The following is a 23,373-nucleotide window of genomic DNA, read 5'->3' on the forward strand; positions in this document are numbered from 1 at the left end:
GGGACTTTTTCCCATGCCGTTTCAGATTTCATTTTATTCTCAGTTTTGTCTTTGAGCTAAACTTAATGACATTGCCCTAGTGGTTCCCGTCTTTTTTGTCGTAAGGAATTGTATGACTGTACCCGCTGAAATATCGGTGATGAAGCTTGCAAACAAAATATTTTTGGAATTGGAAAAGGGGTGCCCATCACCCCCATATGAACTCCGCTTCTTTTGGTCAATGGAAGTAGTCTTAATACGTAATCGAACTATTAACTTAACTGAATAATGTTTAGTGTAGACCCCGGAGGAGACAGAACGGCTGCGCCAACAAGCCCGAATAATTGTAACTGTATTGTAGAACCAGCGGTAACGGTAACCATAAAGTCAGACTGCAGCTGACTGAGAGAAAGTACTGGAGATACTACACTCGCTGGAATTGCTGCACCGTTAAGTAAAACCCTAGATTGGATAGCAAGTGCAGCTGTCAGATTTATTTTGTATGAGATATAGTAACGACCTGCATTGGTCAGTGTGAAGGTGTCATTTGTCCCATTGACGGTTATACCTGTGCCAATATTTTGGTTATTCGGTAATGGAACGAGCGTACCACCCAATATTACAACAATCGTACCATTAGTGTTCTCAGCAAAAGCCGAGTTAGATGTTACAGATGTTCCGGTTGCACCTGTTGCTCCAGTAACTCCTGTACTTCCGGTACTTCCGGTTACGCCGACTCCCGTTGCTCCCGTTATACCTGTGGCTCCTGTTCCCCCAGTGGCGCCTGTTGCTCCGGTACTTCCCGTTATGCCGACTCCTGTTGCTCCCGTTATACCTGTGACTCCGGTTTCCCCCGTCGCACCAGTAACTCCAGTGACACCAGTAACTCCAGTACTTCCCGTTACGCCGACTCCCGTTGCTCCTGTTATACCTGTGGCTCCTGTTCCTCCAGTCGCACCAGTAACTCCAGTACTTCCTGTTATGCCAGTCGCACCAGTTCCCCCGGTACTTCCCGTTACGCCCACTCCCGTGACTCCGGTTATACCTGTCGCTCCTGTTCCCCCAGTGACACCAGTTACTCCAGTACTTCCTGTTATGCCGACTCCCGTGACTCCGGTTATACCTGTCGCTCCGGTACTTCCCGTTACGCCGACTCCCGTTACTCCTGTTATGCCTGTGGCTCCGGTGCTCCCCGTTACGCTGATTCCCGTTGCTCCGGTTTCCCCCGTAACACCAGTTGCTCCGGTACTTCCCGTTACGCCTACTCCCGTGGCGCCCGTTATACCTGTTGCTCCGGTTTCACCAGTCGCACCAGTAACTCCAGTACTTCCCGTTACACCTGCTCCCGTTGCTCCTGTTATACCTGTTGCTCCGGTAATTCCCGTTATGCCGACTCCCGTTGCTCCTGTCACACCTGTTACGCTTACTCCCGTTGCGCCAGTCAATCCCGTTACGCCTGTTGCTCCTGTTTCCCCTGTAGCACCAGTACTACCTGTTACACTTACTCCTGTGGCTCCTGTTATCCCCGTCGCCCCAGTCAACCCTGCAACACCAGTCGCTCCTGTTTCACCAGTTGCCCCGGTTCCTCCGGTTACTCCTGTTACTCCTGTTACTCCTGTTACTCCTGTTGATCCCGTTACGCTTAGTCCCGTGACTCCTGTAATTCCAGTCGCCCCAGTCAACCCTGTAACACCAGTCGCTCCTGTTTCACCAGTTGTCCCGGTTCCTCCGGTTACTCCTGTTGATCCCGTTACGCTTAGTCCCGTCGCTCCTGTAATTCCAGTCGTCCCGGTTAACCCTGTAACACCAGTCGCTCCTGTTTCACCAGTTGTCCCGGTTCCTCCAGTTACTCCTGTTGATCCCGTTACGCTTAGTCCCGTGGCTCCTGTAATTCCAGTCGTCCCGGTTAACCCTGTAACACCAGTCGCTCCTGTTTCACCAGTTGCCCCGGTTCCTCCAGTTACTCCTGTTGATCCCGTTACGCTTAGTCCCGTCGCTCCTGTAATACCCGTCGCCCCGGTTAACCCTGTAAGACCAGTCGTTCCTGTTTCACCAGTACTTCCCGTTACTCCAACTCCAGTTGCACCCGTCACACCTGTCGCTCCTGCTCCAGCGATCAACGTGTAATCTGGTGAAGTCCCCGGCGTTCCCGTTGGTGATGCTACATTTGCAATATACGTACTCCCATTGAACGTTACAACCTGACCCGCTGGATATGTCGGGGCTACAGCTGGATCGAATGGCACAATACCACTTAAACCTACACCTGTCGCTCCTGTTTCGCCGGATGCTCCGGTACTTCCTGTTACTCCAACACCAGTTGCACCAGTTGCACCCGTCACACCCGTTGCTCCTGCGCCCGCAAGCAATGTGTAATCCGGTGAAGTCCCCGGCGTTCCGGTTGGCGATGCCACATTTGCAATATACGTACTCCCATTGAACGTTACAACTTGACCCGCTGGATATGTCGGGGCTACAGCTGGATCGAATGGCACGATACCACTTAAACCTACGCCTGTCGCTCCTGTTACGCCGGATGCTCCGGTACTTCCTGTTACTCCAACACCAGTTGCACCGGTCACACCTGTCGCTCCTGCGCCCGCAAGCAATGTGTAATCCGGTGAAGTCCCCGGCGTTCCGGTTGGCGATGCCACATTTGCAATATACGTACTACCGTTAAACGTTACGACTTGACCTGTAGGATACGTCGGGGCTACGGCTGGATTGAATGGTACAATGCCACTTAAACCTACACCTGTCGCTCCCGTGACCCCTGATGCCCCTGTCACTCCGGTACTTCCCGTTACTCCAACTCCAGTTGCACCCGTCACACCAGTCGCTCCTGTTACGCCCGATGCTCCTGTTACTCCGGTACTTCCTGTTACTCCAACTCCAGTTGCTCCTGTCACACCCGTTGCTCCTGCGCCCGCAAGCAACGTGTAATCTGGTGAAGTCCCCGGCGTTCCCGTTGGTGATGCCACATTCGCAATATACGTACTACCGTTAAACGTTACAACCTGGCCGGCTGGATACGTCGGGGCTACGGCTGGATCAAATGGTACGATACCACTTAAACCTACGCCTGTCGCTCCCGTTACTCCTGATGCCCCTGTGACTCCGGTACTTCCTGTTACTCCAACTCCAGTTGCACCCGTCACACCAGTCGCTCCCGTTACTCCTGATGCCCCTGTGACTCCGGTACTTCCAGTTACTCCAACGCCAGTTGCACCGGTCACACCAGTCGCTCCTGTTACGCCCGATGCTCCTGTAGCTCCGGTACTTCCCGTTCCACCAATGCCGGTTGCTCCTGTCACTCCCGTTGCTCCTGCGCCCGCAAGCAATGTGTAATCCGGTGAAGTCCCCGGCGTTCCGGTCGGTGATGCCACATTTGCAATATACGTACTGCCGTTAAACGTTACGACTTGACCGGCTGGATACGTCGGGGCTACCGCTGGATCGAATGGCACGATACCACTTAAACCTACGCCTGTTGCTCCCGTTACACCTGATGCACCTGTGGCTCCTGTAGGTCCTGCACCTGAAAGCAATGTATAGTCTGGCGAAGTACCTGGCGTACCCATAGGAGAAGCCACAGTCGTTATATACGTGCTGCCATTAAAGGTAACGACCTGGCCGGCTGGGTATGTTGGAGCTACTGCAGGGTCAAACGGAACCGCACCATTGAGACCGATGCCCGTAGCTCCGGTCACACCTGTAACTCCTGATCCTGCTAACAGCGTATAATCTGGAGAACTTCCTGGCGTACCCGTTGGCGAAGCGACATTTGTAATATAAGTACTGCCACCAAACGTGACGATCTGTCCAGCTGGATATGTTGGTGCTAATGCGGGATCGAATGGCACGATGCCACTTAATCCTGCACCTGTGGCTCCAGTTGCACCAGTCGCCCCCGCAGCAGCGATTAATGTGTAATCCGATGAAGATCCTGGTGTTCCTAGAGGACCAGCTACACTCGTAATGTAAGTACTACCGTTATACGTAATGACTTGACCTGCTGGATAACCCGGGGCGAGCGCTGGATTAAATGCCACGGCTCCTGTCAAACCAGCTCCGGTTGCTCCCGTTACTCCAGTCGTTCCTCCCGACAGCAAAAGAGTGTAGTCTGGAGAACTTCCGGGTGTACCCAAAGGACCATTTACATTGGCAACATAAAGACTACCCTCGTAGCTTACTACTTGGCCTTGAGCATAAGTTGGTCCCAGTGCAGGATCAAATGCAGTAATATTGTTCAAACCCACACCTGGTGCTCCTGCCGGACCCTGTGCTCCCTGTGCTCCCTGTGGACCAACTGGGCCAACCGGTCCTACTGGTCCAAGTCCTCCCGGTGTGCCAGTAGCCCCTTTCACCCCAGGGACTCCTGGGACACCTGGTACCCCCGGGACTCCTGGCACTCCCTGTGGGCCGGCTGGTCCGGTAATCCCTCCAGTTCCAAGAGTTGTCGTCGCACGGCTTAGCGATATGGAGATCGATCGAATTAATCCCACAAGTTTATCTTTTTCTGCAGGAGGTACTTCCAGAAGCAGCGTCACACTTAACAAGTCATCCAGTAAGTTTTGCAAGTTACCTGCGAGATTAATAAGAGGAACAGGGACAACCTCTGAACCTGCAATAGTTAATTCCAATACGGCTTGTAATTCAGCCTTTACTCCGGCACGAAATCCGGATTGATTTACAAAAGTAAGTAACTGGCGTAATCCATTCTGTAATGACAGTATATTGGCTGAAGTCGGCTGACTAATTGCAGCAGGAATAGCCACAGCCAAAGAACGCAGTATGGATTCAAACTGCTCTAGTTCGCTTGTGGTTATTGGAATAAACGGAGAGCCTGCTCTAAAAGATCTGCCTTCCAGGAAAGCTTTAATATTGACCCTTTTTCGATCATCGGACATGCTTAACTCAATCCTCCTCTATCTTGCTTGCTTTTCAAGCTTATGTCACATAGGAAGGAAAATTATCTTGGACACTCTTTTTAGTCAAAAAAAGACCATTCTTGTTCCACGTTGAACAAGATTAAACGGTAGTCTTCAACAAAAAAACACCCTCCATAAGAGGGTGTTTCCGCACTTTTTGTATGAAATTCAGGCTATTTCGATGAATCCAAAGGAAATTGCAAAATAAACTCTGTTCCTTCGCCAAGCACACTATTGACGGTAATCATGCCTTGATGCGCATCAACAATATTTTTCACAATCGCTAAACCAAGCCCCGTACCTGCACTTTCTCCCCGAACACGAGCCTTGTCAGCTTTGTAGAATCGTTCGAAAATAAATGGCAAGTCAGATGAAGGGATACCTACACCCTGATCCTTCACAGAAACTCTGACAAATGGAGCACGAAGATAAGTGACCCGCTCTGCTGAGATCATTACATTTTTGCCAGTAGGTGTATGTCTGAACGCATTATCCAGCAAATTCGTAAATACTTGCTCAAGTCGATCCTCATCTGCCTGTTGAAGTTCAATTGTTGGCTGTTCGAACTCAAAGTGCAGTTGAATTCCCTGTTCTTTTGAACGCACCGAGAACTTCCGATATACACGTTCGAGTAGTTCTCCGAGGTCAACTTCCTTCATCACCATGTCCGTGTGTCCAGCTTCCATCCGCGCAAGATCAAGCAAGTCTTTAACCAGTCTGCCCATCCGTAGAGACTCATCATGAATGACTTGGATCAGTTCTTCGCTCTCTTCCGGTGAGGTTGCCATACCGTCCAAAAGGGCTTCACTGTAGCCTTGCATCATGGATAGCGGAGTTCGTATCTCATGAGATACGTTAGCCACGAAATCACGCCGCATTTTCTCCAGACGCACTTCTTCTGTTACATCTCTTAAAACAGCCACAGCCCCTCTGACAACACTGTCAGCGTACAACGGTGCCATCTGAACAGACCAGACACCTTGCTGTACGTGAACATTGGAGTTCTGGTCCCCGCCTTGCTCCATCACCATTCTGAACAAAGGAAGAAGGGGCTCAGGTACATCCCGCGAAGTCTTGTCAGACTGCTCGGATTCTTGTCCTTCGTCCATTTTCGCCCAATCGAGATCATACCATGCCTGCATGATCTTCTCTCCAGGCGGATTCGTCAGAATAACTTTGCCTTCACCATCGAATGTAACAACAGCATCAGTCATGCTGCGAAGCACACTCGCCAAATGTTCCTTCTCATGGTTAAGGTTTCGAATATTATCTTCCAGTTGGGCAGCCATATGATTAAATGTGTTGGCAAGTTCACCAATCTCATCACTCGTTACCAGGGAGAGACGTGTTCCGTAGTTCCCTTTGCGAATCGCATTGGCTGCCTGAATTAATTGCTGCATAGGCTGCGTTATTTTGGTGAATAGAAACAATGCAAAAAACGTGGTTAAACTGAATCCGATAATACAGATATAGGTGAACAACCGCTTAATATCTCTGGATTCGGATTCTGCAAAGTTCGTATCAATGTAGGGCAGCAAAAAGAGACCCAGCGCTATAAGTACACAACCCACAAGGCAGATAATAGTGATCCATAACTTCCCGACCAGTGATCTCCAGAAACTAAAACTACTTCGGTACTTCCAGTTTATAACCCACACCCCACACCGTCGTAATCATGGCCGCCGATTCAGGCGATACCTTGTTAAGTTTCTCGCGAAGACGCTTCACGTGCGTATCCACGGTACGAAGATCGCCAAAGAATTCGTAATTCCATACATCTTTGAGCAATTCTTCTCTGGAGAAAACTTTGTCGGGAGATGTTGCCAGGTAGTGCAGCAATTCATATTCTTTTGGTGTAAGACTAATCTCTTCGCCACCAGCGGTTACCCGGTGGGCATCATGCTCAATAACCAGATGCGGGAACACGATGTTGTTACTCGAATTGCTCTCCTTGGAGAGATAAGCTGTCGCGGAAGCTCGACGCAAAATCGCTTTGACACGATAAATCACTTCACGCGGGCTGAATGGTTTTACAACATAATCATCAGCGCCAACTTCGAAGCCTTGAACCCGGTTAATCTCTTCACCTTTTGCAGTGAGCATCAAAACCGGCGTTGATTTCACCTGACGAAGACGGGTACACACTTCAACTCCATCCATACCCGGCAACATCACATCAAGCAAAATCAGACCGTAGTCCCCTGCTGTTGCTTTACGCAGCGCAGTTTCCCCATCCTCAGCTTCATCGATTTCATAACCTTCTTTTTCAAGATACATTTTCAAAAGCCTGCGGATTCTCTCTTCGTCATCCACGACCAGTATTCGATTCTCATGTTCAGCCATGCCTCTCCAGCCCCTTTGCAATAACTCCTCATCACTTCTATTATGTTCGATCTGGCGAACAATATTTGAATACCCTTCAATAAAAAGGTACATTTGTGTTTCCCGCTTCTAAACTCAACCTTTGCAATACGAGTCTGTCCTAGTCAGCTCCAGCATAAGAATGTAATCCGGCAATGATCAGATTCACTCCAACCAGCGTAAACATAACCACCAGGAAGCCAAGAACTGCAAGCCATGCAGACTTCTGACCTTGCCAACCTCTGGATAAACGCAAATGCAGATACACACTATAATATAGCCATGTAATCAATGCCCACACCTCTTTGGGGTCCCAACCCCAAAAGCGACTCCAGGCAATCTGAGCCCAGATCATGGCAAAAATTAATGCTCCCAGCGTAAATATCGGAAAACCAATGGCAATCGCGCGATAACTTATCTCATCCAGATCATCAGCATCGATTCCATCCATCATTGGCTGTAACGCTTGTCCAAGTGGTCTGCGCACAAGAAGTCGTACAATTCCATACAGGATCAGACCTACAATAAGTGACCAAACCACCGTATTCAGCTTGCGCCCGGCATTTACCCCGTTCATCCAGGAAGGCGTCTCAAGTAAAGGTTTTTTCATGCCAAGAAACGGTGTCATGCTCTCCACTTCGCTATTATATGGTGCAAAAATCGGAGGCATGCGATAAATCACTTTCTCTATTGTACTATTTTCCTGTACCTCTGTGTCAATGCTGACCGTTTTCTGTACAAAAACCGCCTCGTAACCAGCTGTACGAAAGGCAAATACCGTTCCTATGAATCCGATGACTACAACGATCGTAACTAGGGTGAATTCAACCCATCCTCGTTGACGTCTTGAAGACTTGTCTTTACCACTGAAATCAACAGTACGGAGCAAATACATGAACCCTGCGGCAAAACCCACGGCGAAGAATGCTTCACCAAGCGCGGCCAACGTCACGTGAATTTTCAGCCAGATGGACTGAAGCGCCGGGATTAATGGCTGTACCTCCTGAGGAAATACAGCGGCATACGCCATAATAATAATGGTAAGTGGTAACGCAAACAAACCCAGTAATGACTTGCGGTATATGGCATATACAACAATAAATGCAACCATAATCATCATGGACAGAAAAGACATGAACTCATACATGTTACTAACCGGGATATGTCCTGCCCCAGCCCATCGGGTTACAAAAAATACGAAATGCGCCGCCAAGGCGACAGTCGAAGCGATGAAAGCTCTTTTACCCCAGCGATTCATATGGTCCAGAGGATCACGATTACTCCATTTTTTGCCCATGACCGCGACAGCATATAACAAGAATGCAGCACAATAGAGAAAGAAAGATACGATAAATGCGTCGCTGCTGAAATCCAATAATCTCATGCCTGATTCCCCCCGTTATCCAACGACTTCTCTTCCACTTCCAAATTCATCTGTTTCAAGACGGCCGCAACTTCACGCCTGAAGCCAAACCAGTTTTTGTTGGTATGTCCACCCAAGGTGAGCTGTTTATCATCAAAACGAATCCAGATGCGGCGATGATGCCAATAAAAACCCATGACCAGACCCAACATAACAATACCGGCTCCTACCCACACAAAAGGCATTGCCTTATCCACTCTTATATTGAGATAACTTACGGACTGAATAATATCGACCTTGTCCATGCTGTCTACTTCCAGCTGTAAAGGAATCTCAGCTCCAATCAACTGTTGGTTAATCGCATCTTGTTGAAACCGTTGTTTATCAATCTGCTTCGCAAAGTACAGATATTGTATCCCCTCTTCGGGCAGATCCGGTCCCTTGATGAGAAAGAGAAAAGCAGGTGCATTAGGTGAAGGCGATTTTGATTTGGGCTGACCATTCTCATCCAATCCAAAGTCCATAAACTTTTCTTTTACCGTGAGCTTATAAGGACCAGCTTCAAATGTTCTTTGGGTATCTACCATATCGATCTTAATTGGCCCATATACTTCACCCGTCTTTGTATTGACCAGATCAGGCGTTACGGACCGAATGGTGGGTGTTAGATCATAATCAAACTGATATGCTTTCAGACCGTTATAATTCAATGGATGATTCACGCGTACATCATGTCTGGCTACCTCAGCTAACTGAGGTTTCTTCGAGAGATCCGAACAATCTGCTGTACATTCATACAAAACAACTTTTGTTTCAAACAGTTTTGGAACGGTCTTATTCAGGTTACGGAATTGCTCGGGTACTTCGTCCTCACTGTAGAATTCAACATTAAACTGTTCATTTTGCAGATACATCGATGTATTCGGGATCTTTTTGATCTCCCCTTCAGGAAAAGCAACGTGCTCGTCCAGATTCAGACCAGGAAGTCCTCGTGCAAGTACCGCCAGCAAAAATATAATGAGTCCAATATGGATGACATATGGGCCCCAGCGACTGAATCGCTGTTTCTCTGCCAGTAATGCATCCCCCTGGGTGTGCACGCGGTATCCTTTCTTTTTCAACGGCGTAACCGCTTTCTTAATCCAGTCTTCTGGTACCTCTTCGATGGTACCTTGGTACACCAGACGCTGTCTTGTCAAAAATTGCGTATGCTTACGTATTCTCTGTTTATTCAGTGCTTTGTAGAGCGGTAGGACGCGATCCAGACTGCATATCACCAATGATGCCCCAATCAGCACCAGCAGTAGAATAAACCACCAGGATTCGTATGTATGGGATAAACCCAACAGATAATAGATATGACCCAATTGACCGTATGTTTCTTTGTAATACACGGAAGGATCAATATTCAAGAATGTACTTTCTTGCGGATAGATTGTACCAAGCATAGAACCTACAAGCGTAAAAACAATCATATAGACGGCAATTTTAACGGAAGAAAAAAAGTTCCATATGCGGTCAATGATATTAGGATTACTGCGCTGTGAACGGCGCGCCATGCCATCATAACGCATTTCCAGCACTTCATCCGATTTAGCTTCAGACTCCAGCAGCGGTTTCCCACATGCTTCACATAGCACTGTGCCTACCAGATTCTGGTGTCCGCACTCACATTTGGTATTTTGGAACACGAATAGACCTCCTGTCAGGGCTGCTTCGCCAGTTGCGAAATTTGAGCGTCAAGTGTGTCCAAATCAAGTTGCCCGATATGAATGGTAGAGATTTTACCCGTGTCGGATACAAAAAATGTCGTTGGCATCGGAGATATCCCAAAATCACGAACCGAGTTTTTGTCCCGGTCAAGCATGATTGGAAATGTAACCCCAACCTGCCGTACAAAATTATCAACGGTCATCTGGTCTTCTCCAACATTAATTCCGACAAATTGTACTCCCTGGTCCTTCCATTTGTCAGCTTGCGCCTGAAGTGCAGGCATTTCTTTAACACAAGGTTCACACCATGTGCCCCAGAAATTGATCACCATCGCTTTTCCTTTGTACTCATCAGACGTATGAACTTGACCATCCAGGCCCAGCAGTTCAAAAGAAGGAGACTTGTCCCCTTCCTTTGGCTTGCCATTCGAGCCGGATACCGATGTGGTAATCGCATATCCGCCCAACACCAGGATCAATAACAAAATGACGATTTGCACCGTTCTTCTTGATTTCCCCATGTGCTGCTCCCCTTTTAAGTGACTGTAGCATTCGCATCTTATTGGTCTAAGACAACTGTGAACATCCTATGAACAATTATAGCGAATTTCGTCACAAAACTGCGGCGGTTTTATGAAAATTATGTGTCCTCACATTACCTTTTTTTCATTTTTTTGGCTGGTTCTGATTGTGCGAGGGTAATCAGGTTGTTGACTTCCTCTTTGGTCAGATGACGTGTCAGACCACGTTTCAGGTTTTGTAGCAAAATACCACCAAACGAAATCCGTTTCAGACGGGTTACCGGATGGTTGATTGCCTCGAACATACGTCTAACCTGACGGTTACGTCCTTCATAGATCGTAATGGAAATGACCGACTCATTGGCCGCTGTATCCACATCTTTGTACTCTACCTCTGCAGGAGCAGTCATGCCGTCATCCAGCATAATGCCTGTCTTTAATTTCTCCAGAGCTGTACCATGCGGCACACCCTTAACCGTTGCATGATACGTTTTGGGTACGTGATGCTTCGGATGCGTCAGCAAATGTGCAAACTCACCATCATTGGTAAGGATCAATAAGCCCTCTGTGTCATAATCCAGACGACCCACAGGATATACGCGTTCCTTGACACCTTTCAGGTAGTCGGATACAATTTTCCGACCTTCCGGGTCAGATGCACTTGTGATTACGCCTTTTGGCTTGTTCAACATCAAGTACACTTTTTTCTCACTGCGGATTGGTTTTCCATTAACCGTAATCATATCCTCTTCGGGGTTCGCTTTTGTACCCAGTTCGGTTACGACCTCCCCGTTAACTTCTACTTTGCCGGACAGGATCAGTTCCTCGCTCTTGCGGCGGGATGCAATGCCTGCCTGTGCGATAATTTTTTGTAATCTTTCCATGTTTGTCATGTCACCTCACACTAATGATACCCATCAAACAGGGAAATCACAAGGATAATCCAAGGATTTTGTAAACTGGCGACACGAATATGCATTTTAGGCTACCTTCCCCTTTGAGATTGACGCAAAAAAAGCCTACCTTTACACGACCTGTTGAACACAGATGGCGTAAAGATAAGCCTTTTTCTCAAATCATTTAATTGGAAACTTTGCCGGCAACTGCAACCTGTTTTTTGGCAGGTGTGGTACTCTCTTTAATGAAAGTCTGCAATGTCTTGGAAGTAATATAATAGGTACGTCCACCGTACACAAATGTCATCATACCAATGACCCGGTTGTTCTGATCCAGAACAGGGCCACCTGAATTACCTTGAGCCATGGATTTCACAATACTGCCGATTCCCTTTTTACCTGGAACGTCCGAAGCTTGGGAACTAAACACTCTGCTTTTGGCTATCGTATTGAAGGTTGAAGGAAAATCTTCATCCAGGATGACAAGATCACCAGCAGGATTTTTGGGGAATCCAATGGTATAGACGACTTGGTTATCCCTTGCGTTTGTAAATGTGACCGGTTGGGCGTCTATCTCCTTGTCCAGCTTCAGTAGTGCCATGTCTGTCACCGGATCTGTCTTAATAATCTTTGCCTTTACAGGCTTACCCAAGGAACCAGGACTCGCAACAGTCAGTGTACCTTCATCACCATCAGACAGTTCAGCAAAACTCTGAACGACATGATAATTCGTGAGCACTTCATCCTTTGAGATCAATATTGAGGTACCAACATCATAATATACCATATCGGGTTCATCCTGCTTGACCAAACGTACATTCACGACTGGAAAAGAATCCGCTGTGACTGCCATTTGTGCACGCAGCTGTTTATCGAAGTAACCTGTAAAATGTATCGTCTGAACGGCTTGAGCTGCCGCCAGCCCCGTTGACCCTGCGAGCATTGCAATAGCAAGCACGCCTGACATTCCGACACGGAGCATTCGTTTCCAACTCTTCTGCATGTCTCACTCTCCTCCGCTATTATTCTAGCATATCTAATATATCGGAAGGAAAGGAGATATCTTTTAACCAAAAACGAGCAAACAAATGGCGAGCGCAGCAATAAAACCAACGACATCGGAAAACAACCCTACTTTGAGTGCATATCGACCGTTTCGTATACCTACAGCCCCAAAATAAACAGTCAGCACATATAACGTGGTGTCTGTACTCCCCTGAATCGTAGATGCCATACGTCCAATCATGGAATCAGGGCCATGGGTTTTGATCAGATCGGTTGTAAACGCCAGAGAGCCTGTCCCCGTTAAAGGACGCAGTATTCCGAGTGGCAACACTTCGCCTGGAACACCCATCCAGGACACCAGCGGAGCGAACAGGCTAATCACAAAATCCAGTGCACCCGAGGCACGAAATACGCTGATTGCGACCATCATGCCCACGAGATGCGGAATAATACTGATTGCAGTAGAGAAACCATCCTTGGCCCCATCAACAAAGGATTCGTAAACCGGGACCTTTTTGGTAAACGCATATAATGGAACAAACGCGATAATAACCGGGATGGCCCAGACGGAGATCCAGTTGATGAAGGTTAACAAAGGTGCTCATCCTTTCATACCGGGATTGCCACTTTTCTGTATGCGCGGCGGTTTGTGTAAAGCCCTGTTCCGATACCAGCGATCGGCGATTATAGCAGCAAGTGTAGCGATAATGGTAGCCATCAATGTTGTTCCCACAATCTCTGTAGCATTGGCAGAATGATAGTTTAAGCGGATGGCGATCAGCGTTGTCGGAATAATGGTAATACTGGCCGTATTCAGAGCCAGTAAGGTGCACATCGCAGGAGAAGCAGTTTGTTTGTCCGGATTAAGCTCCTGCAGCTGTTGCATCGCTTTGATTCCCATGGGAGTAGCTGCATTTCCTAGCCCCAGCAGATTGGCACTCATATTGGAGAGAATATAACCCATCGCCGGATGATTTTTGGGCACATCTGGGAACAGGAAGCCCACAACCGGGCCGAGCAGCTTGGCAATCCGGGCCAGGAGACCCGCATCTTCAGCCATTTTCATCATGCCCATCCAGAACACAAGCACACTAATCAGTCCAAAACAGACCGTGACTCCCGTTGCCGCCCCATCAAAAGCAGCTTGCGTGACCACTTCGATATTACCGTTGACGGCTGCAAAAGCAAATCCGATTAAAATCATGAGCAGCCAAATTAGATTAATCATGGATTATATCCTCCCTCCAATGGCGATTTAGCTAAGGAGATAACAGGTGGCTTAACACGGCACGCCATGCAGCTGCCCAGGAAGAGACATCACCGATTCCACCCAGCGTTGCATCTTCTGTCTTGGGTTCAGGAGGAATATAACTGCCTTTGCGATACACGGGAATTGAGCCCACAAGTTTGCCGTCAAGCTGCATATCAATGCGACCTGCCAATCCGAACGAAGGATCTGTCGATTGTTCCTTGCCTTCCGTTTCCGACTGTCCTCGATTTTCGTGTAGGATCAATTTCTTAGTCAATGAGCCTTGTTCACTTTTAGCCAGTGGGTACCAGAATCCCCGACCCGTAACGACATCTGTATTTTGCACAGGCTGTTCTTGCTTCGCGACCTCTACCAACGGGAAGTATTCAAAACCGAAATCTAGCATCCGAGCATGATCGTTCCAATCGTTTCCGTCGTTCAGCGTTACTGCGGCGAGCTGCTGTCCGTTACGTGTAGCGGAACTGACCAAACATCTGAAAGCTTTTTTTGTGTAGCCGGTTTTCACTCCATCCGCACCTTCATACATCCGCAACATTTTATTTTTATTGTGCCAAGAGTATTCCCAGCTTTCATTGGGGTTCGGTGCGGATTTGTCCTCCGTGGCTACGATGCGTTTGAACACCGGATTGTGCAATGCATATGCCGTTAATCGTGCCAAGTCGTTAGCTGTTGAATAGTGACCTTCTGCATCCAGTCCATGAGGGTTCATAAAATGAGAATGCGTCAGACCGATTTGCTCCGCCTTTTTGTTCATTAACAGGACAAAGCCTTCTTCCGATCCACCGACATGTTCTGCGATCGCAGAGGCTGCGTCATTGCCTGAACGGAGCATGAGCCCGTATAACATGTTTTCAAGCGTCATCTCTTCACCTAACTTGAGATAGAGAGAAGATCCTTCTTTGGCAAAAGCCGTGGGAGACACTTTCACTTTATCATCCAGCCTGCTGTGTTCGATCGCTACGATCGCTGTCATGATTTTGGTCAAGCTGGCAATTCGCAGTTCTTTATCCCCATCCTTGCTGTATAAGATCCTGCCTGATGTGACATCAATGAGAGCAGCGCTTTGCGCATGTGTAGACGGACCTTGAATCGTTGCCTGGGCTTGAGTTGCCCCTAATGAAGACAGCAAGAAGACAGGGATAAGCATGCATGCAATGACTTTCGTTATTTTTCGCATCAATTCATTCCTCCGGGTCACTTGGAATCTTGTACTATCTTATGTTCGGACAACTTGGAGTATGTCCCATAGGGCAAAAACAGCAAAAATCCCTCACGCTTGGATGCGGGAGGGACGTTATGTATGAGACATTATATAAGATATGAAGGGCTTAGACGACAATCAAGCCTGATCCTTTTTATCCAGCATTTTAGCTACTTTTCGCATAATTCTAGAGACTCTCATTTGGCTAATGTCTTCCATATCTGCGGTCTGGGTTTGATTAAACCCTTCAACACGATGCTTCAGTACAGTCACTTCTTTCTCACTAAGCTTGCGCTTGACCGAATCAATAACCGCATCAACGTATAACTTGTCCAGAATATCTTCTTCAATATTCTCCCCGCTATAGATGGTATCCATCAACGTCACGGATTGAGTTTGTTGATCATCAGCACCTACAGGCTCATCCAGGTATTTCACACCTTTACCCACTTGAAGTGCTTTATTGATCTTCTCTTCTTCCTCATCAAGCAACAATGCGATTTCATGTGCTGGTGGGAGGTAGCCCATATCGTGCTCAAGTCGATTGATTCGGTTAATTAATTCCGTAGCTGTGCGAGTTGGACGAATAATGCTTGCACTATCTCTCAGAAAACATCTGATTTCTCTGACAATCGCAGTAACACTAAACGAACTGAATTTTACGCCACGCCCCGTATCAAATGCTTTAACCGCTTTGATGAATCCCAGACGACCCAGTTGAAGAATATCATCCTTCTCCACACAATGATTCTTAATAATCATTTCAGGTTTTCCAATATACTTATGAACAGAATGCCAAATCAAGTTCTCATTGACCAAAATACAATCCCCGAGGAAATGCTCATCGAGCTTACAACGTTCAATATTTTCTACTTCATCCATTGTGTAGTGCTTCTTATTTACCTGCAAATTCGTGCTAATATGTTCTGGAAATTTTCCCATTTGGATCTCCCTATGTAAAATTGATAAACGATCTTATAGTATTCAAATTCTATTGTTAAATGATGTTTATTGACCTTTTTTGATTATTCCAAGCATCTTGTTATGATGTTCCTTCACTTGATTGTAGTACCAGGGGCGAGCCTTTCTCTTATCTACATTGCCCTCCCCCTGATTGTACGCAATGGTTGCTGTACGAAGATTTCCATCGTACTTATCCATAAGATATTCCAAGTATATAATGCTTGTCCTGATATTCGTTTCAGGCTGATGTAGCTCCTGTTTGCTCACTCCAAACGATTTCGCTGTGCTAGGAAGAATCTGAAGTAAACCAATCGCTCCATGGGATGATACACTTACCTCTAACATCCGGCTCTCTTGCCACATCATAGCCAGAATCCAGACGGAATCGATATCCGTATCCTTCGAATATTGAACTACCCACCTCGCATACTTCAGCAGCTTTGCCCGGCTCACTGTTTTCTCATGGTGGAGTTCTATATACTGCTCAAGCATATCCGTCATTTGTATGTGCGCAGGAGCAACCGATTTAACTTGTTTCTGCTGTTTCTGTTGTTTTCCCTGCTTTTCTTGCTTCTCTTGTTTTTCTTGCTTCATTGGTTTTACTGGCTGTACCTGCTCTGCTTCCGTTGCTTGTTTTAATCTCTTGGAGATAACTACTTTTTCGTCGACGCGTTTGTAATTTTCTAATGCCGCTAGACTCCCGTATTGTGAAGCTAATACCACCGCAACAACAATACCTATTACTCTTGCTAAAGTGAGCAACAGATTCGCCCACCTCCTTACTGAAAGCCTCTATATTATAGAAGGAATAATCTCATACATAAGTTAGAATTGGTCTTGTTCACTTGGCTGATATACAATGATTGCTGCAAATTCCAACGTGTTACTGGATGGATCAACAGTGGAGATAAACTCCAGTCCGGTAACGAACGTGTGTGGTTTGGATAACATCCATGCGTTGATTAATTCTTCCACACCTTTAGCGCTAGCGGACACAAACGTTTTTACAGCTAAATCCGAGGCGTAGTTTAACACCTTCATTGCTCTTCACCCGATGAGTCTTGTTCCTCTTCCTTTTTCTCTTCAATGAGTTGATTAAACTCCTCTTCGGTCAGTTCATGAATCTCCAATTCGTAAGCACTTGTCAGAATGTACCCCATACCATCCGTTAAATGAACGTTATAAAATGTTTGTAGTTCTTCATGGAAGGTACCCTCTTCGTAGTTGAATCCAATAACAGCTTTTTCGTAACCAGCTACACGACCAGCAAACCATACGTTCGCTTTTGTTGTTGCGCCAGTTGGCGTCTGGATTTCATGCATATTGGTCGGCGCGTGGATATACTTTCCAATCATACTGGCTACGATTTCTTCCGTTAATTTATCATCTTTTGCTTTGATCATATGTGTCATTGAATTATTCCTCCATTAGTTAAAGTCTCGCGAATATGCTTGCCCTTACATTCTCTATACGTGTTATCGGAGCGGCAGTTAAATTGGAGCAGCAGATGAAGGATTGGTTCCGCTGCTTAGGACCATATAGTTCGTCCGCATATGGTGTACAGCCACGTCCAGATCAGCCACTCGTTTGGAGACAAAATCTTCGATGACAGGCTCCAATGGCCTGAACCCTACAGCCAAGATCGGTTTTTTATGTATATACGCATGATGCATGATCACAATATCAGTAGAGGTCAAATGATCCATTTCCAGATTAACCAAGACAGCATCAGCCTGTACCACTACTTTCTCAATGATCAAGGCATACTCCCTGTTGCTTAAATCAGAAGCTGTCGAAGAATCATGACTTGCCCAAGCGATATCCGAATACCCCTCTAGACGTTCCACAGAAAATCCTAAAACCACCACACTAAGCATCCTTGTTCCGCCTTTCTTTCTGTACTAATCTCTCTATACGACATAAAAAAGCACCCAGTTAAGGGTGCTCTCTCTGTTCTATGTAGGTTACTGAATCTATCTTCATCAAACTTAGGCTATTAATTGCCACTTATGACTACAATACTTCGTATTTCTCACGAATCGCTTTCCATAACTGGGATATACGTGCCTTGGACACACCTAGCATTCCTGCAATCTCTACAAATTCATACCCCGAAGTCCGAAGCTTAAAGATTTGTTTCTCACGTTCGTTCAGCCTCATATTTTCCATAATGTCTGTTACAAACTCAAAATTCTCATAAGCAAACCCAGCATGACCAAGCGCTAGTGCGATATCTGAGCCTTCCGATTCATCGCCACCCCCCTGATCTGTACACATGATCTGTACAGCGTTAACCACACTCAGATTTTTCTCAGACATGCACTTGCGGTACATGTCCTTAATTTTATTTTCGATAAGATGATCAACAAACGTCGACATTTTGGCCTTTTCTGCATCATACTTGTCCAGGGAATTAACTAATTTGATCATAATCTCCTGGGTCACATCTTCTTTCTCCATCCCGGCAAACGTTTTACCTCTAAGCTTGTGACGACACTTCTCCTGAGCTTTGTTCAGGAACATGTCTATATCCCCAATCTCAAATAAATCATCAAAACCCATAGCAGTTGTAGCAGACATTATTCATTTCCCCCATTAACTATTTAATTATCAGTAATCGTATTCTTTTTTCACAATCTATTCGCTATCCAGCATGATCTTACTCTGCATTCCCGCTTTTGCTCCCGAAATCTCATATACCATATGTAGTCTTGTTACACACAATTGAAGCTAATAAGCCTAATTACATACAAACGATCAAGAAATCTCCCTTTGATCCGCCTCCCCATTCCCATCCTATTACATTCAGAATAACAAATACGAACTAGTGTTCGCAACATTTATTTATTTCGTTCGCTTATCTGCCTTTTACTGACTATATACGAAGTATACGGTGAAAGGTAAAGCAGCATTTTTTACAAACAAAAAGACCAACACAGAGCGCACCACTGGAAAATACCAAAATGGTGGAATGTGTCGGTCTTGGTCTGACATCTATTTCGTCCCAATTACCGAAGATATGGCCTTCAAGTTCTTTAACAAGGTTATAGGCTTCGTCAAGATTATTAATCTATTCGATCGCCATAAGGGTAGTATAAGGAAATATGTAGGATATTGTCAACAACAAAATTAGTTCCTAAGAACCTGTCCAGTATTCAAACGTTAGTTAATAGATCTTAAGGCATGTTAATCTCATCATTTTTCAGCAGCACTTCAACATCCTTGTTCATCTTGAAGACTGTAATCTGCTCTGCAAAATCATGACCAAAAAATGTTGTTTCGATGTCTTCGATCTTCAGACCCATGTTGATATAGGAGAAAACGGGGTTGAAATCTTCTCTCATCATATGTGCTAGCTTCATCTTGTATTCGGCGAAAATTTGACTTGAGTGTGATTGCATATGTTCCAGCATGAATGCTTCAGGCTTGGTGAATTTTGCTGTAAACTTTAAGATGATAAAATGATTCATGATAGAGACTCTGGTATCTACCGGCCCGCGCTCAGTAAAATCTTTTCTTATTCTGGATGCCAACTTTGCGAGCTCTCTTTCCAAGTCTTTTATCTCAATGTCCCATCCCTCCTTGCCAATCATCCTGACCCCTTCTACTGCCCCTGAACATATGAATTCAACCTAGTTTAATCAAAACTGCTTGTACAAGACAAGTTTCAATGGATGCATTAAATCAAGTCACTATCAACTTTTCATGAAAAAGGAATAGACCCCAGAACTAGGCTTGGGGTATATCACTTTATTAACTATATTTTATAATTATTCAAATAAACTAACACTTGGTGCTGAAAAGCTAACATTAGTTAGCTTTTACGCTTAATTTATCATTTCATTGGTAAGCTCTATTTTGAGCAGGCTAAACGCAACCAGATTCAAAACGACATTGGCACCATAGTCTTTTTCGATCAAATCAAATGCTTCTTCCGTAGCTCCAACCAGATCCTCCTTATCCGATGTCATCTCCGTAGTGACAATTTCCTCATCATTCAGTGCAAAGGTCAGCCTGTACAGCATCTGTATTCCCCTCCTTAGAGGTCAATTCAATATTTCGCACATCGGTAAGATCAATGATATGAACCACATCGTCTGTATCTTCCAACGTGATCGATTTCCCCTCGTTCTTGTGTTTGGTGAATAGTCGGCGATATTCTTGCTTAACCTCATCCCCAGTTAACGGGATTTCGCGTACGACCTTATCCGAATCTTTCTCTTTCTGTTGTAATCTAGGATTATCTTCTATCCAGTTCACCGTTTTTTTCTTCCCACTTCCCTTGAAATAGAAATGAGCAGTAAGTTCAATATTCATCGTATACTACCTCCCGGAATAATTACGTTCTCATACTACTTTCTCTATACGTCTTGACCAGTTAAATGTTAATGCTAATCTTCAATGCAGATATGGGATACACAAACTATTTCGTTGTTAAAAGAAAAAAAGGACAGCATATGCTATCCTTCCGTATTAGTATTTCTTAACCGCTATACGATTGCCGTATGAGTCATATATATATTGGAAGTTAGTTTGAACAGGTGTTGTTCCCAACCTGGTGATGGACTTGGCCACCAATCTTCCCTCATCATCATACTGATAGATGACATCAACCAAAGTAGGAAGCTGCACGAAGTCTAGACCATCATATCGATATATCTCACCAATCGAAATGACCAAGAAGGAATCATCCTGTGCATAACCTTCTGGAGAAGCCGGCATGGTAAGTACAGGTTCTCTAACAAGCTGCTCGGTGTAGTTGTCTGTAACGACTTGTCGAATAACTCTTCCCTGATTGTCAAAAGCAAAATATGTAACCACATCCGTATAATCTACCAAATCGCTGATCGATTCCCACGGATCAATGACATTCAGGCGTTTTCGTTCACCCCAAGTCATGCTCACATGGGTTTCTCCATCGCTGATCATATCGGCACTGTGTGTGTCAGGATGTGTGTAATGATTGGCCTCAAGCTCGATGTTGGACAACTTTTCACGTTCGTTCAGAGTCATGATAACGTTATGACTTCCATCTGTTAACATATCAGCACTGTGTGTATCAGGATGGCTATAGATCACCGTTTTGGCACCATTAAGATTAATCACTCCATTCTCAGGATGGTTCGAAACTCGATCACCACCCACCTTTACATATTTCCCACCGATGTATGTATAGGTCGTTGATTCATTTTGATTGCTTGAGTCTTGGCGTACCAAATACAATCTTCCTGCTTCACCTACGGTTGGAAGTTCTGTTTTGAGTCTGACCGAGACCACGTTCCCTACTGACACTGCGTCCAATCTGCTATCAAGTGAGGCATAAGAATCCCTGGCTTGTTTAACTTCACGTTCTACTTTGGCAGCTTTGCTGTATGAAACAATATCCATGTGGTGGTCCTCCTCTCACCTTGTAGTCAAACCAACGACCTCAATATCGAAGTTGGCCACATCTGTACCCAGATTTTTTAACGACAAGTGAAGTGTTGAAGTCCCATCTACGTCCTCATATGGCAAATCGATCATATCGTAAATCCCTTCCATAAAATTTCCCGTCGAGTATTGGGCATTGTTGAAATAGAGAACCTCTGGATGTGGACCCGCACTGTTCAAAACATGAACTTCCACATTCGTCTCTCTGGACGGAATGACCCTAATCGTTTTGATCATGAATCGAGGATGTTCCATGGGAATATCAATCATTGCCTTCGCCCCACCGCCAACATACTCTACTCTTTGGGCAAACGATACCGGCAATAGCACTTTTCTCATCTCCTCCATCAGTTTCCATGTCCTGTTCAAGAGCCTTCCCTCCTTCTAGGAATATGTGTATCCGGATACCGTCGTGGACGAAGATGACTATCAGATGTGTTGCCACTTCCGCTGTAGGACCAATCCCCCCACGTTTTCCCCACTAACCCAGCCTGCTGGACAGGAATCTTGACCTTAATACACCAATCGAGCCCCGCATAATTTTGTTTCACTTTGAGGCCTCTTATGGTATCACGAATTAAACCTACTCCACTGGACTGGGTCAAAAATTTATGCTTGAGTATCATATTTTTTTCATCAGGAACTCCCACTCTGGTTCGTGGCCCATAAATATATTTATCCGTAACGTATCCAATCAATTGATCATTATGGTTGTCCAGCATCCTCCATGTACCCCAACGGTAGATGTCAATTAATTCAGCCGTAGTGGATAACGTTCCTAATAAATAGACTATTTCCTTACCTTCAATGGTTAACGGAACAGCATCAAGATCGTATCCAATGCCATGGAGAACTGCCGCCTTACTCTGGGTATAGAGAGAACCGCTCTCGGCGGTCCCTACAACTTTCCCTTGAAGTATAGTCATGTCCATCACCACCTTAATTCATCAGGACAGCAACCGTAGCGCCTGATAAGAAGCTCTGTCCACCAATCGACAGCGAGTATACCTTATATGTTTTAGTGCCCACTTTGATCTCATCTCCATGGGAAACTCCGGCAGAAGGTACCGCATAAATATCAATAAGTTCGCCTCTAGGGCCTTCCACACCATTACACATAATAACTGGAGCAAGATGATAAAGAGACCCCCACCCTGGATTAACAGGAAGCATGGCAGAGTAAGCATCATAAATGTTATTCACCATCTGTTTATCTTTATCACGCAACGTCCGGATACCGTTATCCCCGTTGTAGCTGAGGCCAACACTCAAACTCGAGGAATCCGTCTCTGTGGCATACCTGTTCAGAATTCCGAAGTAACCCAGATTGGATATACCGGTAACCGAGTTCACATCCCCCTGCAAATAAATAATAATACGGTTTGGTTGTACTGAAACTTGGTAATCGATTAATAGATTCGTATCAACGGCACTTGTATGACATAGGAAGTCCTTATTCACTTCGGCTCTGCCCAAAGGAATACTACCATCTGTTGCCATCACATCTTCAGCCACACTCACGGTCAATTTGTTTCCCGTAGTTCCCTTCGTGTTTCCAACCTCAAGTCTAAAAAACAGTTTATCTGAACCTGTTGTGCCCACCGATTTCAGCACGATTACACTCGCTGTCTCGTAAAAAATGGACCAGGGAGATCCCGCAATCGTTTTAAAGCCTTGAACAATATTTGCGAATAATTCATTCATCTTAACTTTGCCTGTGAAATTAGCCATTCCTCATAAA

Annotated in this window: 24 protein-coding genes; all 24 read right to left on the reverse strand. The window is 45.6% G+C overall.

All coding sequences use genetic code 11. From position 1 onward, the window contains the following. Positions 1 to 251: 251 nt before the first annotated feature. Positions 252 to 4,889 carry a BclA C-terminal domain-containing protein gene (locus C161_RS33360; protein ID WP_051449825.1) on the reverse strand — a complete coding sequence of 1,546 codons (4,638 nt, stop codon included), beginning with the start codon at positions 4,887 to 4,889 and terminating at the stop codon, positions 252 to 254. 194 nt (positions 4,890 to 5,083) lie between these two features. After that, positions 5,084 to 6,481: an ATP-binding protein gene (locus tag C161_RS19850; protein ID WP_235193867.1), complete on the reverse strand. Its 1,398-nt coding sequence runs from the start codon at positions 6,479 to 6,481 to the stop codon at positions 5,084 to 5,086. A gap of 55 nt (positions 6,482 to 6,536) precedes the next feature. Further along, complete coding sequence (locus C161_RS19855; protein ID WP_036607918.1) at positions 6,537 to 7,253, reverse strand: response regulator transcription factor; 717 nt, start codon at positions 7,251 to 7,253, stop codon at positions 6,537 to 6,539. A gap of 139 nt (positions 7,254 to 7,392) precedes the next feature. Beyond that, positions 7,393 to 8,655, reverse strand: coding sequence for a cytochrome c biogenesis protein CcsA (ccsA, locus tag C161_RS19860; RefSeq protein WP_036672251.1), 1,263 nt, complete (start codon positions 8,653 to 8,655; stop codon positions 7,393 to 7,395). Beyond that, the gene (resB, locus tag C161_RS19865) at positions 8,652 to 10,325 is read right to left on the reverse strand and encodes a cytochrome c biogenesis protein ResB (protein ID WP_036672253.1); all 1,674 of its coding nucleotides are present in this window, start codon (positions 10,323 to 10,325) and stop codon (positions 8,652 to 8,654) included. Before resB ends, ccsA begins: the two co-directional genes overlap by 4 nt. A 14-nt stretch (positions 10,326 to 10,339) precedes the next feature. Continuing rightward, positions 10,340 to 10,867, reverse strand: coding sequence for a redoxin family protein (locus tag C161_RS19870; protein WP_036607739.1), 528 nt, complete (start codon positions 10,865 to 10,867; stop codon positions 10,340 to 10,342). Positions 10,868 to 11,001: 134 nt separating this feature from the next. Then, positions 11,002 to 11,751, reverse strand: coding sequence for a pseudouridine synthase (locus C161_RS19875; RefSeq protein WP_036607741.1), 750 nt, complete (start codon positions 11,749 to 11,751; stop codon positions 11,002 to 11,004). A gap of 196 nt (positions 11,752 to 11,947) precedes the next feature. Further along, positions 11,948 to 12,766 carry a S1 family peptidase gene (locus C161_RS19880; protein WP_036672254.1) on the reverse strand — a complete coding sequence of 273 codons (819 nt, stop codon included), beginning with the start codon at positions 12,764 to 12,766 and terminating at the stop codon, positions 11,948 to 11,950. 63 nt (positions 12,767 to 12,829) lie between these two features. After that, complete coding sequence (locus C161_RS19885; protein ID WP_017687658.1) at positions 12,830 to 13,363, reverse strand: spore maturation protein; 534 nt, start codon at positions 13,361 to 13,363, stop codon at positions 12,830 to 12,832. A gap of 6 nt (positions 13,364 to 13,369) precedes the next feature. Next, on the reverse strand, positions 13,370 to 13,996 hold the full coding sequence (locus C161_RS19890; RefSeq protein ID WP_036672256.1) for a nucleoside recognition domain-containing protein: 627 nt from the start codon (positions 13,994 to 13,996) through the stop codon (positions 13,370 to 13,372). A gap of 31 nt (positions 13,997 to 14,027) precedes the next feature. After that, a complete protein-coding gene (locus C161_RS19895) occupies positions 14,028 to 15,215 on the reverse strand; it encodes a D-alanyl-D-alanine carboxypeptidase family protein (protein ID WP_036672259.1) in 1,188 nt (395 codons plus the stop codon). A gap of 162 nt (positions 15,216 to 15,377) precedes the next feature. Beyond that, entirely contained in the window at positions 15,378 to 16,181 is an 804-nt protein-coding gene (locus tag C161_RS19900; RefSeq protein ID WP_036672262.1) for a sigma-70 family RNA polymerase sigma factor, read from the reverse strand. A gap of 66 nt (positions 16,182 to 16,247) precedes the next feature. Further along, on the reverse strand, positions 16,248 to 16,964 hold the full coding sequence (locus tag C161_RS31635; protein ID WP_051449826.1) for a lytic transglycosylase domain-containing protein: 717 nt from the start codon (positions 16,962 to 16,964) through the stop codon (positions 16,248 to 16,250). A gap of 63 nt (positions 16,965 to 17,027) precedes the next feature. Beyond that, entirely contained in the window at positions 17,028 to 17,243 is a 216-nt protein-coding gene (locus tag C161_RS19910) for a hypothetical protein (RefSeq protein ID WP_036672265.1), read from the reverse strand. After that, positions 17,240 to 17,614 carry a hypothetical protein gene (locus C161_RS19915; RefSeq protein ID WP_051449827.1) on the reverse strand — a complete coding sequence of 125 codons (375 nt, stop codon included), beginning with the start codon at positions 17,612 to 17,614 and terminating at the stop codon, positions 17,240 to 17,242. Before C161_RS19915 ends, C161_RS19910 begins: the two co-directional genes overlap by 4 nt. A 78-nt stretch (positions 17,615 to 17,692) precedes the next feature. Next, positions 17,693 to 18,049, reverse strand: a complete 357-nt coding sequence (locus tag C161_RS19920; RefSeq protein WP_235193868.1) for a hypothetical protein — start codon at positions 18,047 to 18,049, stop codon at positions 17,693 to 17,695. Between the two features lie 166 nt (positions 18,050 to 18,215). After that, positions 18,216 to 18,782, reverse strand: a complete 567-nt coding sequence (locus C161_RS19925) for a sigma-70 family RNA polymerase sigma factor (protein ID WP_051449828.1) — start codon at positions 18,780 to 18,782, stop codon at positions 18,216 to 18,218. A gap of 596 nt (positions 18,783 to 19,378) precedes the next feature. Then, positions 19,379 to 19,795 (reverse strand): Na-translocating system protein MpsC family protein, encoded by a 417-nt coding sequence (locus C161_RS19935; RefSeq protein ID WP_036607758.1) that lies wholly within the window; start codon positions 19,793 to 19,795, stop codon positions 19,379 to 19,381. 234 nt (positions 19,796 to 20,029) lie between these two features. After that, positions 20,030 to 20,227 carry a hypothetical protein gene (locus tag C161_RS19940; RefSeq protein ID WP_036607761.1) on the reverse strand — a complete coding sequence of 66 codons (198 nt, stop codon included), beginning with the start codon at positions 20,225 to 20,227 and terminating at the stop codon, positions 20,030 to 20,032. Continuing rightward, on the reverse strand, positions 20,196 to 20,519 hold the full coding sequence (locus C161_RS19945) for a hypothetical protein (protein ID WP_036672275.1): 324 nt from the start codon (positions 20,517 to 20,519) through the stop codon (positions 20,196 to 20,198). Before C161_RS19945 ends, C161_RS19940 begins: the two co-directional genes overlap by 32 nt. 156 nt (positions 20,520 to 20,675) lie before the next feature. Beyond that, on the reverse strand, positions 20,676 to 21,590 hold the full coding sequence (locus C161_RS19950) for a hypothetical protein (RefSeq protein WP_036672277.1): 915 nt from the start codon (positions 21,588 to 21,590) through the stop codon (positions 20,676 to 20,678). A gap of 15 nt (positions 21,591 to 21,605) precedes the next feature. Further along, positions 21,606 to 22,001 (reverse strand): hypothetical protein, encoded by a 396-nt coding sequence (locus C161_RS19955; RefSeq protein WP_036672279.1) that lies wholly within the window; start codon positions 21,999 to 22,001, stop codon positions 21,606 to 21,608. Further along, positions 21,998 to 22,558, reverse strand: coding sequence for a hypothetical protein (locus tag C161_RS19960; protein ID WP_036672281.1), 561 nt, complete (start codon positions 22,556 to 22,558; stop codon positions 21,998 to 22,000). The genes C161_RS19955 and C161_RS19960 overlap by 4 nt, the downstream gene beginning before the upstream one ends. Positions 22,559 to 22,571: 13 nt before the next feature. After that, on the reverse strand, positions 22,572 to 23,363 hold the full coding sequence (locus C161_RS19965; RefSeq protein WP_036672283.1) for a hypothetical protein: 792 nt from the start codon (positions 23,361 to 23,363) through the stop codon (positions 22,572 to 22,574). Positions 23,364 to 23,373 lie beyond the last annotated feature (10 nt).

Origin of the sequence: Paenibacillus sp. FSL R5-192, from assembly GCF_000517845.1 — a bacterium.
GTDB lineage: Bacteria > Bacillota > Bacilli > Paenibacillales > Paenibacillaceae > Paenibacillus > Paenibacillus amylolyticus.